We start from the raw sequence: 16,040 nt of genomic DNA, 5'->3' as shown, positions 1-16,040 counted from the left end.
TATTATCGGTTTAAGTATATCCATCCTGATTTCGGGTCGTTACCGTCATTTAAATCTAATGTGTAGTAGTAAGTTCCTACGGGAAGTTGTTCTTCAGTATAAATAACAGCCCTGCCATTTGAAGTACCCTGCCAGGAATTATCGTAATTCTGCTTTTGGTAAACGATATTACCCCATCGATTGTAGATAATTAGTTTATTCCCGGGAAACCGCTCAATACAATCGATATAAAAGAAATCATTGGTACCATCATTATTAGGAGTAAATTCATTATATACATTTAGACAAATAGTAGTAATCGTAATTTCGTCGCTATCATTAGTTGGGTCTCCGTCAATCTGATCCAGGTCTAGTAAAGTAGCAATATTCACATAATCATCAATATCTAAAACTTCAACACTTACGGTTAGGATTTCCGAACCGGAATTACTTACCGAAGGAACTTCCCATATCCCGGTGTTTTCATTATACGTCCCGGAGGTAGTTTCATGAGTAAGGTATCGATATCCGGTCGGTAACCGATCTTCAATACGTACATTTGTTGCTGCCAGAGTTCCGGTGTTGATTGCGGTAATAGTAAATAAAATCTCATCGCCAATAGATGGGTTAGCATTACTTACTTCTTTTGTAACTTCAATGTCGATGCCCGGAGTTTGGATAAACGCATTGTCTTCGTCATCTTCACTTTGGTCTCCGTTATCATTAGCCGGACTACTATCCGGGTCAAACTGGTTACTTCCCGTTATTTGGGCGACATTCACATATTCATCTTCAGCCAAAGTAGGCTCCTGTACGATGGTTTCAAAAGTTAAGCTAAGTCCGCCTACCGGTATCGTTAGATTGTTCCAAACCACTTTATTTTCGGCTGCTTCATAAGTTCCGGCGTTACTTACCACACTTACCTGGTTAAACCCAATGGGTAACGTATCTTCTACAGAAACACCTGTCGCTGCATCCGGGCCTTCATTATTAATTTGAAGGGTAAAAGTAACCGTTTCGCCTACGTTCGGAGTATTCGTATTAACCGATTTTTCTAAACTTAAATCTGCCCGTTCCACAAATATCTGGATGCGGTCCTCATCGTCTTCACTTTGATCTCCATCATCATTGGCAACCGAACTATCCGGGTCAATTTGGTCTCCAGCAGTAACTTCTGCTACATTTATAAATTCACCGGGTGTTCCGGTAGGGTTATTTACCAGCACATCAATCAATAAGGTTTGGGTAAAGCCTGAAGGAATCGTTCCTACATTCCAAACTCCGGTATTTTCATCATAAGTACCCGAGGTAGTACTAAATAAGATAAAATCGAAACCTACAGGTAATACATCACTGACCTGAATACCCGTTGCCCGATCCGGTCCATCGTTGGTTACGACTACCTGAAACGTAATCTCATCTCCAGGTTGTACGTTGATATCATTATCTACCACTGCTTTGTTAAGTGAAATATCAGCAAAACTCTGCACCGGAGTAATTACTTGGTTATCCTCATCATCTTCACTTTGATCTCCGTCATCATTATTTGGGGTACTATCATTATCGATTACATCGGAAGCACTTACTTCGGCAATATTCGTATAATCTCCGGTTGGGTTAACCAAAACATCAATTAATAATACTTCTGAGCTACCCGAAGGAACGGTACCTACATTCCAAATCCCTGTATTTTCATCATAATTCCCCGCCGTAGAACTAAATAATACAAAATCAAATCCGGTAGGTAATTGATCTCTTACCTGAACCCCGGTTGCGGTTTGAGGCCCATCGTTAGTTACCGTAATTCTAAAGGTAATTTCAGTACCCACTAAAGGCGAAGTATCTCCGTCTACTACTGTTTTTTCTAACGATAAATCCGCTTGAGATTGAACAGGTGTTATGGTCACTGCATCCTCATCATCTTCACTTTGATCTCCGTCATCATTATCTGGAGTACTATCATTATCGATTACATCGGAAGCACTTACTTCGGCAATATTCGTATAATCTCCGGTTGGGTTAACCAAAACATCAATTAATAATACTTCTGAGCTTCCTGAAGGAACGGTACCTACATTCCAAATCCCTGTATTTTCATCATAACTCCCCGCCGTAGAACTAAATAATACAAAATCAAATCCCGATGGCAATTGATCTCTTACCTGAACCCCGGTGGCGGTTTGAGGTCCGTCGTTAGTTATTGTAATTCTAAAAGTAATTTCAGTACCTACTAAAGGCGAAGTATCTCCGTCTACTACTGTTTTTTCTAAAGATAAATCCGCTTGAGATTGAACAGGTGTTATGGTCACTACATCTTCATCATCTTCACTTTGATCTCCATCGTCATTATTTGGAGTTGAATTTAAGTCTAAAACATCAGAAGCACTTATTTCAGCAATATTTGTAAAATTACCAGTTGTATTAACTAAAACATCAATTAATAACACTTCCGAATTACCGGAAGGTACCGTTCCCACATTCCAAATCCCTGTATTTTCATCGTAGCTACCAGCAGTCGAACTAAATAATACAAAATCAAATCCGGTGGGTAACTGATCCCTTACCTGTACCCCTGTAGCAGTATCCGGTCCGTCATTGGTTACTGTAATTCTAAATGTAATTTCGGTACCGGGGAGCGGAGTAAGATCTCCATCGACTACTGATTTTACAAGTGAAAGATTAGCTACATCCAGGTAATCTACCCTAATCTCTGCATTATTAGAGAGGTTGCCGTCGTTGTCATCTATTGTATAAGTTATAGGTGTAGGTTGGGTGATAAAGCCAGGGAGCGGACTAAAAATTATCGTTTCGGTATTCAAATCATATAGCCAACTTCCTTCTCCGGGAACATCAAAACCAATTACGTCTCCATCGGCATCGGTTAGGATAGTTGAAGCCCCGACAGGCGTAGCTAAATTCACGCTTGCCGGATCTAAGCTTCCATCCGGATCACTATCATTTGTAAGCAGTAAAAGAGTCACTGTATTTCCCGGAGTATTACCTAAATTTTCATCATCTCGGGCAATAGGAGCTTGTATATCATAATCAATAGTGATCGTAGCCGAAGTTGTACTTATAGCATTGTTATCACTGTCCTGAATCGTGTAAGTAATAGGGGTGGGATCAGCCGTAAAACCGGTTTCCGGAGTAAAAGTAATACTACCTGAAACCTCGTTGTACAACCAAATTCCTTCATTTTGAACGGTAAACCCAATGGTAGTACCATTCGCCCCGGTTACCGGATTAGAAGTAGTGACGCTTCCCGGTGTTATCAAATTTACAAACACATCGGAGGGAAGCGGAGTACTACCGTCAGCCAATCGGTCATTTAATAAAATGTCTAAGCTTACGGAGGTATTTGTAATATTATTTAATCTATTGTCATCTTCCGGAATAGGTTCATTAAGATTATAGGTGATATTAACGGTCGCTACATTCGAAGTATTCCCATCATTATCCCGTACCGTATAGCTAATATCGGTTGGGTTTCCGGTAAAGCCATTGATTGGGTCAAATTCCAGTTGTCCGGTAGCTTGGCTATACGACCAGGTTCCTTCGCCAGGAACGCTAAACCCAATCACATCCCCATCCAGGTCAATTATAATATTGGTAGCAGTTCCCGGAGCAACCAAATCTACCGTTGCCGGGTCAATCGTACCATCCGTATCCGTATCATTGCTAATTATTACTAGGGAAACAGTGGTACCTACGGTATTTCCAGTACTGGAATCGTTACCCGCAACTGGAGGCACTTCGTAGGTAATTGTAACTAAAGCCGTATCGGTTTGGTTATTGTCCAAATCCGTTAGTTCATAGGTGATTGGTGTTGGGTTCCCGGTAAAAGCAGGTTCCGGGTCAAAAGTTAAAATTCCTATTCCGGTATCGTAGTCCCAGGTCCCTTCCCCAGGAGCAATAAAGGTAGCTTGGATTCCAGGGGTAGCGGTGTCCAAATCAATAGTAATATCCGAAGGCATAGGCGTAGTTCCGTCAGCCAGGGTGTCATTGTTTAAAATAGTAATATCGGTATTAGTTCCGATAGGTGTAGCGATAGAATTTGTATCGTTATTAGCAATTGGAGCGGCTGGACCATAGCCTACAGATACGGTCGCTACATTAGATTCATTCCCATCATTATCCCGTACTGTATAGGTAATATCGGTTGGGTTTCCGGTAAAACCATTGATTGGGTCAAATTCCAGTTGTCCGGTGGCTTGGCTATACGACCAGGTTCCTTCGCCAGGAACGGTAAAGCCAATCACATCTCCATCAAGGTCGGTTATAATATTGGTAGCAGTTCCCGGAGCAACCAAATCTACCGTTGCCGGGTCAATCATACCATCGGCATCCGTATCATTACTAATAATCGCTACGGAAACAGTGGTACCTACGGTATTTCCAGTACTGGAATCGTTACCCGCAACCGGAGGCACTTCGTAGGTAATTGTAACTAAAGCCGTATCGGTTTGGTTATTGTCCAAATCCGTAAGTTCATAGGTAATTGGTGTTGGGTTCCCAGTAAAAGTAGGTTCCGGGTCAAAAGTTAAAACCCCAGTTCCGGTATCGTAGTCCCAGGTCCCTTCCCCAGCAACGCTTAGAGTAGTTTGAATTCCGGTTGTACCCGGATCCAGATCAATAGTAACATCCAAAGGCATAGGCGTAGTTCCGTCTGCTAACGTGTCGTTGTTTAAAATAGTTACATCCGTATTAGCTCCGATAGGTGTAGCCGTTGTATTGGTATCGTCATTAGCAATTGGAGCGACTGCACCATAGCCTACAGATACGGTCGCTACATTTGAAGTATTTCCATCATTATCCCTAACGGTGTAAGTTATATTCGTTGGGTTTCCGGTAAAACCATTGATGGGATCAAATTCCAGCTGTCCGGTAGCTTGATTGTACGACCAGGTTCCTTCGCCAGGAACGGTAAAGCCAATCACATCTCCATCAAGGTCGGTTATAATATTGGTAGCAGTTCCCGGAGCAACTAAATCTACCGTTGCCGGGTCAATGCTACCATCCGTATCCGTATCATTACTAATAATCGCTACGGAAACAGTGGTACCGACAGTATTCCCAGTACTGGAATCATTAACTGCCACTGGAGGCACTTCGTAGGTAATTGTAACTAAAGCCGTATCGGTTTGGTTATTGTCCAAATCCGTTAGTTCGTAGGTGATTGGTGTTGGGTTCCCGGTGAAAGCAGGTTCCGGGTCAAAAGTTAAAATCCCTGTTCCGGTATCGTAGTCCCAGGTCCCTTCCCCAGGAGCGGTAAAGGTAGTTTGGATTCCGGTTGTACCCAAATCCAGATCAATAGTAACATCAGAAGGTATAGGTGTACTTCCGTCCGCTAACGTGTCGTTGTTTAAAATAGCAATATCAGTATTGTTTCCGATAGGTGTAGCGATAGAATTTGTATCGTTATTAGCAATCGGGGCTGCCACACCATAGCCTACAGATACGGTCGCTACATTAGATTCATTCCCATCATTATCCCGTACCGTATAGGTAATATCGGTTGGGTTTCCGGTAAAACCATTGATCGGATCAAATTCAAGCTGTCCGGTAGCTTGATTGTACGACCAGGTTCCTTCACCAGGAACAGTAAACCCAATCACATCTCCATCAAGATCGGTAATAATATTAGTAGCAGTTCCCGGAGCAACCAAATCCACCGTTGCCGGGTCAATCGTACCATCGGCATCCGTATCATTGCTAATTATTGCTATAGAAACAGTGGTACCTACGGTATTTCCGGTACTGGAATCGTTACCTGCCACCGGAGGCACTTCGTAGGTAATAGTAATTAAAGCCGTATCGGTTTGATTGTTATCCAAATCCGTTAGTTCATAGGTAATTGGTGTTGGGTTCCCAGTAAAAGTAGGTTCCGGGTCAAAAGTTAAAACCCCGGTTCCGGTATCGTAGTCCCAGGTTCCTTCTCCAGGAGCAATAAAGGTAGTTTGGATTCCAGGGGTAGCGGTGTCCAAATCAATAGTAACATCCGAAGGCATAGGCGTAGTTCCGTCAGCCAGGGTATCATTGTTTAAAATAGCCACATCGGTATTGGTTCCAATAGATGTAGCCGTTGTATTGGTATCGTCATTAGCAATTGGAGCGGCTGGACCATAGCCTACAGATACGGTCGCTACATTAGATTCATTCCCATCATTATCCCTAACGATATAAGTTACATCAGTTGGATTACCGGTAAAGCCATTGATTGGGTCAAATTCCAGTTGTCCGGTGGCTTGGCTATACGACCAGGTTCCTTCGCCAGGAACGGTAAAGCCAATCACATCCCCATCCAGGTCAGTTATAATATTGGTAGCAGTTCCCGGAGCAACCAAATCTACCGTTGCCGGGTCAATGCTACCATCAGCATCCGTATCATTACTAATAATCGCTACGGAAACAGTTGAACCTACAGTATTTCCGGTATTAGAATCATTTACAGCAACGGGCGGTACCTGGTAGGTAATAGTAATTAAAGCCGTATCGGTTTGATTGTTGTCTAAATCGGTTAGTTCGTAGGTAATTGGTGTTGGGTTCCCGGTAAAAGCAGGTAAGGGGTCGAAAGTTAAAATCCCTGTTCCGGTATCGTAGTCCCAGGTTCCTTCCCCGGGAGCAGTAAAGGTAGTTTGGATTCCAGGGGTAGCGGTGTCTAAATCAATAGCAACATCCGAAGGCATAGGTGTAGTTCCGTCTGCTAACGTGTCGTTATTTAAAACAGCAATATCAGTATTGTTTCCGATAGGTGTAGCGATAGAATTTGTATCGTTATTAGCAATCGGGGCTGCCACACCATAGCCTACAGATACGGTCGCTACATTAGATTCATTCCCATCATTATCCCGTACCGTATAGGTAATATCGGTTGGGTTTCCGGTAAAGCCATTGATCGGATCAAACTCCAGCTGTCCGGTAGCTTGATTGTACGACCAGGTTCCTTCGTCAGGAACGGTAAATCCAATCACATCCCCGTCCAGGTCGGTAACTATATTGGTAGCTCCGGTGGGCGCAACCAAATTTACCATTGAAGAGTCAATCGTACCATCGGCATCCGTATCATTACCAATAATTGATAGGGAAACAGTGGTTCCTACAGTATTTCCCGTACTGAAATCATTAACTGCAACCGGAGGTACTTCGTAGACTACCGTAACGATCGCGGTATCGGTTTGATTGGTATCCAAATCAATTAAGGTATAGGTAAGAGGAGTAGGATCCGTAGTAAACCCAGCATCCGGAGTAAAGGTGATTTCTCCGGTAGTTTCATTATAAGACCAAGCACCTTCCCCTGAAATTGTTATGCTTGTTTGAACACCAGTTGTACCTGGGTCAAGATCCACAGCAACATCATCAGGGTTCGGAATACTTCCGTCAGGGAGTTGATCGTTGTTTATAATGTTTAATACCGTAGCAGTACCAATAGGGGAAGGGTCTAAGTTTTGATCGTTGTTAGCAATAGGAGGAGCTACGGTATACGTAACTTCTACTTCGGCTTGGTTCGAAGTATTTCCGCTATCATCCCGAACCGTATATTCGATAATGGTTGGATTTCCAGTAAAACCAGGTTCGGGAGAGAAAGTAAGTACACCTGTATTCGCATTATATTCCCAGGTACCTTCATTAAAAACAACAAAACCAATAATATCACCATCAATATCTGGCATTCCGGTAATTCCTGACGGAACTATTAAATTTACCGAGGCCGGATCAATTGTTCCATCAACATCCGTATCGTTGGTAAGGATAGAAATTTCAACATTATCCCCGATGGTATTATTTAAATCCTCATCCCTAACGGCAACCGGATTATCATTTGGAGTCACTGTAACTTCAGCCGTATCCTGATCATCTTCGGAAGTATTGTTATTATTTGGAGTAGAATCGGAATCAAATTCATTTCCACCAGTAATTTCGGCAGTATTAATATACGTTCCGGTTTCATTAATTTCCGCATCAAAAGTCAAATTAAGGGTGGTTCCGTTTGGTATGGAAAGATTGTTCCAGGTTACTGAAAGATTTCCGGCATTGTATAAGCCTGAATTACTAACGGTTCCAGGAACTAGTGTATAACCATTTGGAATAATATCTGTGACTTGTACCCCTGAAGCATTAGAACTGTTGATGGCATCATTATTAAAAACTGCTATGGTAAAGGTTACGGTCTCTCCGGCTTTGGCTGCCGTAGGTAAAACAGTTTTGGTCAGTTCTAAATCTACAATAGCACGAATGTTAACAGTTACCTGATCTGAAACAACACTACAACTACCATTAGAAAGCGTCCATTCAAAAATATAACTTCCAGCCACAGTTCCGGTAACTTGAGTATTTGGGGCGGAAGCATCAATAAAATTAGCGGTGCTAGGTCCAGAAATTTGTGTCCATTCTCCGGTGGTAGGTGCCGTCGCAGGAGTTGCATTTAACTGAATTGTTTCAAATTCGTTTACAGTTTGATCCGGTCCTGCATTTGCAGTTCCCGGACCTTGTTGTACTTCAATAGATACGGTATCAGTATCTGTACACCCGCCTCCGGTCACCGTCCAGGTAAATTCGTAAATTCCCGGTACAAAATCAATAATAAGGGTGTTTGGATTGTTTGGCGAAGCAATAGTAGGGCCAATTGGACCCGCTGTTTGCGTCCAGGTTCCGGAGCCTTCTGTTAGGTCAACGGCATCCATAAAAGTTTGGGTTCGATCACAAAAGCTTTGATCCGGCCCTGCATCAGCAGGAGTGGGAGGAGTTCCGGTAAAGGTAACCTCAACCGTATCTGATTGTGGATTACACGCTGAACTGAGATCAGGGAAAGTTTGTCCGGTAGAAACGGTCCAGGTAAGTAGGTATACATCAGCTACTCCGTCGTTTCCGATATCATTAGGAATGTTTGATAAAGTAGTTTGTGGATTATTAGGACTGTCAATTACGATAGTCCCTCCGGACGGATCATCGCCGGGATTAGCAAAAGACCAGGTACCGATACCTGCGGTAGGCGTAGTTGCATTTAACTGAATATCCTGTTGACAAGCATTAGTTTGATCCGGTCCAGCTTCTACGGGGGTAGGTGCCTCAAAGACTTCCATACGCATAATATCGGCTTCGCTTGAACAATTAGCGGTGGCAAAGTTCCATTGTAAAATATAAACTCCCGGAACACTTAGACCGGTAACCGTTGTATTATTAGCTGTTGGTGTAGTAATGTTTGCCACACTTCCTGTGGGTGCTGCCAGAAAACTCCAGGTAGCCATCAACCCTGGATCACCCGGGGGCGTATTTCCTGCTAATGTCGTTTGGGTAGTATCTCCGTTACATAGTATTTGATCTGGTCCGGACATTGGCGGACTGCTAGGACCGGAACTTACCACTATTTCTACCTGATCCGAAGAATTACAGGTAGCTCCATTTCCTGTATAATCCGTGTTAAATTCAAATAGATAGGTATTCCCAGGGGTAACAGTTGCATTTGCCGTATTGCTATTGGTAGGAGATTGGGTTATAGTCGCAGCATCTGTAATGGTACCTACTTGCGTCCAGGTACCAGTAGCACCCGCAGAGGCTTCTAGTAAAACACTAGTCACTTCGCATAAATCCTGATCAGGCCCGGCACTAACCGGAGCAAATACTTCAACGTCTACCGTGGCAGTAGAAACCGGACATAGAGGCGAATTAGAAGTTACCGTCCAGCTAAAAGTATAAAGACCGGTAATTAAATTAGTGACATTAATACTGTTTGAACCAGGGTCGTTGATGTTTGGGGAATTAGGTCCGGAAACCAGTGCCCAGGTGCCGAACTCTGTATTAGGGTTTTGTAAAGGATCGGCTGTGATGACTGTATTGTTATCGCTACAAATAACCTGGTTACCAGCAGGGATATTAGCAGGTGTAGGTGGAATTCCAACTTCTATAGTCACCTGATCAGGAGTACTACCTGCCGGGCAATCTCCGTAAGTAATCACCCACTCAAAAACGTATACACCGTCCAGAAGATTTGAAAAAGTAGCCGTGGGGCTATTTTCATCATCTACGGAAAATCTACTTCCGGAAACTAAATTCCAGGTTCCTATTCCTCCCGCTGGAGCAGGGTCTGCATTCATATTAAAAGATAGCGTATTCGGATCTAAACAAAGGCTTTGATCGGGACCTGCATCTACTACGGCTGCGGTATCTGCAATGACCACTTCAACACTATCTGAGGTAGCTGGACATGTATTTCCGGGAGGAGCCATGTTATATCCGATTGTCCAGGTAAACGTATAAATACCGTCACCGGGAACTGTCGCTACGGCATTAAATGCAGTATCATCTGTAAAAGTAACTCCCGATGTAGGAGTAACCGTCCATTGCCCTTGCTCATTCGTACCAGGTTCATTACCTGCTAACGTAACGCTTGTAGTTCCCGTATTTAAACATTGATCTGGTCCTGCGTCTGATGGAGTTGGAGAAGTAAAATTATTAGTAGTGACGGTCATGGTATCGCTTGCCGGAGCCAGGGTACAACCGCTATCACTATTGTTGTCCAATGTCCAAGTTAAGGTATAGGTAGTAGTACCAGCTATAAAACCTGTTGCGATGGTTTTAGGGTCATTTATATCTTTAAAGGTAATACCAGGAGGCCCGGACCAAGTACCGAATTGTGCTGCTGTTCCAGGATCCGCATCTAATTGAACGGGGGCATTGATACAAATATCCGTTCGATTCGGACCAGCTTCAACCGGGTTATTCGAAGTAGGTGAAACTTCTACCCTTGTTTCAGCTGTGGCCGGGGGAGTACAGGAAGGTCCTGCTGTTACCGTATATCTAAAAATATAAGTTCCCGGGATCATATTAGAAATAGAGGGGGCTTGGGCGTAAATATCGCTAATAGTAGCTGTATTAGGCCCTGAAACCTGGGTCCAAACAGATTGTTCGCCATCATTTATAGCATTACCGGCAAGACTAGCGTTTGTCAAGCCACAATTTAAAAATTGATCCGAACCACCATTAGCTCCACTGGGAACTGCGGAGATAGTTACATTAATAGCATCATTAGCTTCATCACAACTCGTCAATTGGTCTCCAGTACGTCTTCTTCTAAAATTAATTCGATAAGTACCTGGTGCGTCAAAAGAATTTACCGTAACCGAATTACCGGAAATAGTTTGATAGTTAGTCGGAAAACTGAGAGCTGAATCATCGGGACCTGAAACAATTCGAAATTGGGTTTGATTACCACCCGTAAACGTAAAAGGGATGCTAGCTGAAGTTTCACCACAAGTTGTTACTATATTATTACCATTGTTTACATTTATGAAAATCGTATTGACATCATAGCGAACCCTGCCAGTATCTGAAGTAGTACACCCGGTAATATTATTTGTTATAGTATATTGAAACTGGTAACTATTCGGATTGGAAAGACCAGTGATACGGGTGGTGCTATTTGTCGGACTTTCTATAGTAGCTGCTGGACCTGCAATTTGTGTCCATTGTACAGTTTCATTAGTAAAGTCAGGAGTAGATCCTACGAGTGTTACTTCGGTAGCTCCTGCATCACAAAATCTTACATTATCATTTTCAATAAAAGCAGGAGTAACATCCTGTGTTGCTTCGGGCACGGTAATAGTAACCGTATCCAAACCCATAGCACAAGGCCCTACAACCTCCCAGCGAAGGGTATAGGTTCCTTCAATAAGATTTGACACTGGAGTTCGAGCGTTATTAATATTACTGATAGTAGGATTACTAGGCCCACTTACAAAGATCCAGGTGCCTTGTTGTCCGTTTAAGTTATTTCCACCAAAGCTTCCGTTTAATCTGGTATTTTGACTAACCGTATAGCAATTAGATAAGGTTTGGTTATTTCCGGCTTCTATCGGATTTTGACCTCCATAATTGGTAATAATTAATTCATCAAAAGAAGAGCAAAATCGTCCGGGAGCAAAGTTAGCCCCTCTGATGGTCCAACGTAAGCGTGTGGTACCAGCAACATTATCTGCTAAAGTAATAGGTGTTGATGCCGAGTTAGGCAAATTAATGGTAACTCCTGCGTTATTTGCCCCTTCAATAGTCCATAGACCGGTTTCACCGGAATTAGCTGGAGAGTTTCCGGAAATAACGATAGCACCGGTATTATCCGGACAAGAAGCTATATCTGCACCCGCACTTGCTTGAGTCACGGGTTCTACTCTAATAGAAACTTCCTGAAAGGGAGTATCTCCATTAAAACAAGTTGCCGCATATCTAAACGTATAGGTATTTCCGGCGACAAAACCGGTAATCTCCGGATCGTCAATATTCGGATCACTAATAATTACGGATGGACCGGACACCTGACTCCAAGTAGGACCGTCTGCATACGTATCCGGACTAACTCCTTGTAACTGCATGCGATCGTTACCACAAATAATTTGATCTAACCCGGCATTAATCGTACAACTTTGCGAATATGCAGCTAATGAAGTCAATATATAAATGGCTATTAATGCAAAGCTTAGGATAGGTTTATTTTTTTTAAGTACTGGCTTAGGTTGTGTGGGAAAGTAATTTTTTACCATGTATTTATATTTTGAGTTAGCCTAAAAAAAATCTAAAAGTTTATCCCGTAATAAAACTGTTTAAAAACAATATTTAAAGATAAAGAGTTGATTTATTAATAATTAAGTTTTTTTTAACAGGAGTAAATGTAAGTTATTTTTAGGGAAAATATGGGAAAAGATTTTTTTTTCTAAAATAGGTTTAGCTTCACCTTTACTATCTTAAAATAAAAGATAAAAACAGATCCAAATATTGATGGATAAAATTGACTAATTATAATCGTTTTTCAGTAGTACTACTTTAGCCACTGAACTGAAAAAACTATTGATTGAAGTTATTAATTACCAACTAAATCCTGATTTCTAAATTAAATCTTACTGCTTCCCTATGGGGTTGACAAATATCACCTCAAATGATGGTATTGAACTATTGATACAAGACTTACGAACCTTTTATCAATTATAATTTTACTAATTTTAAAGTTCGAAATACCCTACGATACATCCGGAAAAAATGGACTTATATGTTAATCTATTAGGAAATATTAAAAAGTACGTTACTCTTACCGCAGGGGAAACAGAAAGATTGACTTCTATAATCAGAACCAAATCGATTAAAAAACGGGAGTTGATAGACCAACCTGATCACGTTTGTAAATATCGAAATTACATTGAAAAAGGAGCTTTTCGTTCATTTTTTATAGATAGAGAAGGTAAGGAGCATACGGTTCAAATTGCTATTGAAGACCATTTTACCAGTGATTTTTATAGCTATATTACGCAAACACCGGCTACGCTCTTTGTAGAAGCACTAGAGGATTCTATAATTCTGCAAATGACTTATCAAGATATTGAAGGACTTTGCAGAGATATCCATGCATTAAGTGAATATTTTAGAATTACAACCGAAAGGGCTTTCGCTTTCTCCAGAAAAAGAGCATTATCTAATTTAAGTATGACCGCCGAAGAACGTTTTTTGGAACTAGAACAACGGTATCCGAAAATTGTATACCGTGTTCCGCAAAAGGTAATTGCTTCTTATCTCGGTATTACCCCTGAATTTATGTCAAAAATTAGAAAAAACCTGACTTTAAAAACTTAATCTACTTCAAGTTTTAAGTTTTAAATTTAATAGACTTTTGCAAAGTAAATTTTAATTTTTATAAATTGAAAAAATCGTTTTAGTGTTTATTAGTATTGGATAACTAATTTTAAATCAATTTATTAAAATACAAAAGAGGCAACAATGGTTGCGCCATGTCAAACATTAGGATAATTTAAAACTTAAAAAAGTCTATGAAAAATTGGTTAATAACAGGTATTTCAAGCGGATTAGGTAAGGTACTTGCAGAATCCGTTATTCAAAACGGAGATTTCGTGATCGGAACGTTTAGAAATCAGAAACAGGTAACAGATTTTAATGCTAAGTATAAGAATAAAGCCCATTCCATACTTTTAGATATTACAGATGAGCATAATATTGAAGAAAACGTTTTAAACATCATTGACAAATTCGGAAAGATTGACGTATTGGTTAATAATGCAGGCATCGGTTTTGTAGGTGCTATTGAAGAAACTTCTATGGCAGAGGTAAAGGAGGTTTTTAACGCTAATTTCTTTGGTACTTTAAAACTGACCCAAGCCGTTTTACCCTATATGCGTAAGGAAAAAAGCGGAAATATCGTACAAATTTCATCACATGGAGGAATCAAAGCCTTTGCCGGATTTGGGATTTATAATGCAAGTAAATTTGCTTTAGAAGGGTTTAGCGAAGCCCTGGCACAAGAAGTGGCACCTCTCGGAATAAAAGTTTCTATAGTGGAACCAGGTCCGTTCCGGACAAAATTCGCGGGAAACGGATTGGGACTTGCTAAAAACGAGATTACTGATTATTCCGAAACCGCAGGAGCATTTAGAACCAAGTTAAAAAGTGTAGATGGAAAACAGGAAGGTGATCCGGTAAAAGCAGCGGAAGCTATTATCAACTTAGTTAATTCGGAAAACCAGACACTCCGTTTACCATTAGGTAAAGTTGCATTGATGACCATTGGTATGAAACTGGATAGTGTAAAATCTGACCTGGAGAAAAATAGAAATACTGCTGAGAATGCAGTGTATACACAAGCGTAAATTACATTAATAAGTATATAAATAGCGGTTCGGGATATAAAACCAAACCGTATAATACGACTAAGTGTATTGTTTAACAACACATAATCTGACTAGCATACATCCTTTAGAATTAAAATACTAGATCGATAATTATATAGTTTAGAATTAGGTCATTAGTACGTGATTAATAATTAAATTTGATTTCAGCAAACGGACTTAAAATCAAACCACATTGGATCAAAGACGTAATTTTTTAAAAAAAATGGCAGTAGTTAGTGGGGCAACACTCATTACTCCTACTTTGTTATCATCCGTAAAACTAAAAACTAAATTAACAAACGATAAACCATTACGTATAGCCCTATGCGGACTTGGAAAATATGCTAAAATTTTAGCCGAAGCTTTAGCATCAACCCATAATTGTAAATTGATGGGATTGATAACCGGTACCCCTGAAAAAGAAGTTTCCTGGGGTGAGAAGTATAATATTCCTTCAAAGAATATTTACAACTACAAGAATTTTGATACTATAAAAGACAATAAAGATATCGATTTAGTATATGTCGTACTTCCTAATTCTATGCACAAGGAGTTTACGATTAGGGCTGCCAACTCTGGTAAGCATGTCATCGTTGAAAAACCAATGGCTCTTAATGCACCGGATTGTTTAGAAATGATAGCAGCCTGTAAAAAGAATAAAGTACAATTAGCCGTGGGCTACCGATTACATTTTGACCCTTACTATCATGAGATGAAACGACTGGCTAGTACGGATGAACTAGGTCCTGTAAGATATATAGATTCGGGATTCGGCTACAGGATAAAAGGTTGGGCTAAAGATGCCTGGCACTTAAAAAAAGAGCTTTCAGGGGGAGGTCCTTTACCTAATATTGGAATTTATTGTATACAAAATAATAGATATATCTTAGGAGAAGAGCCTAAATACGTTACAGCGCAATTTGGACCCATACAGCGACCTGAATATTTTAAAGAGGTTGAAGAATCTATTACCTGGCAGTTAGAATTTCCAGGAGGGGCTATTACCAACTCCGCTAGTTCTTATAGTTATAATGTCAATAAAATATATGCATCGGGGGATAAGGGGTTTATTGAATTAGATCCGGCACATAATTATGCCCCTTTAAAAGGAAAATCCAGTCAGGGAATTATGAATTTTCCATTAATTAACCAGCAATCCGAACAGATGGATGGCATAGCCGAATATATCTTAAGAGATGAAGCGCTACCCACTCATATAACCGGAGAAGAAGGCTATAAAGATATGGTAGTCATCGATGCTATTTATAAATCTGCTAAAACCGGGAGAAAAGTGGAAATTAAAAGAGCATAGTAAAACTTTCAACTGTTGCTATATTTTTCAAATTATTAGGGAAGAAGAGGAGTAGGGTAGCCTAAAATAAACTAAGAAAGAGGGGGTTT

At 40.8% G+C, this 16,040-nt stretch carries 4 protein-coding genes; 3 read left to right on the top strand and 1 reads right to left on the bottom strand.

From position 1 onward, the window contains the following. Positions 1–2: 2 nt before the first annotated feature. On the bottom strand, positions 3–12,509 hold the full coding sequence (locus tag NBT05_RS15640) for a PKD domain-containing protein (RefSeq protein WP_265770826.1): 12,507 nt from the start codon (positions 12,507–12,509) through the stop codon (positions 3–5). 493 nt (positions 12,510–13,002) lie between these two features. Between NBT05_RS15640 and NBT05_RS15635 the strand changes: the two genes are divergently transcribed. The 3 genes from NBT05_RS15635 to NBT05_RS15625 all read left to right on the top strand — a co-directional run bounded on the left by NBT05_RS15635 (position 13,003) and on the right by NBT05_RS15625 (position 15,951). Next, a complete protein-coding gene (locus NBT05_RS15635; protein WP_265770825.1) occupies positions 13,003–13,590 on the top strand; it encodes a Crp/Fnr family transcriptional regulator in 588 nt (195 codons plus the stop codon). 194 nt (positions 13,591–13,784) lie between these two features. Continuing rightward, entirely contained in the window at positions 13,785–14,618 is an 834-nt protein-coding gene (locus tag NBT05_RS15630; RefSeq protein ID WP_265770824.1) for an oxidoreductase, read from the top strand. 244 nt (positions 14,619–14,862) lie between these two features. Beyond that, entirely contained in the window at positions 14,863–15,951 is a 1,089-nt protein-coding gene (locus NBT05_RS15625; RefSeq protein WP_265770823.1) for a Gfo/Idh/MocA family protein, read from the top strand. Positions 15,952–16,040: the final 89 nt, after the last annotated feature.

The sequence above is a fragment of the Aquimarina sp. ERC-38 genome (genome assembly GCF_026222555.1).
GTDB lineage: Bacteria > Bacteroidota > Bacteroidia > Flavobacteriales > Flavobacteriaceae > Aquimarina.
This window is presented reverse-complemented; position numbering and strand designations above follow the sequence as displayed.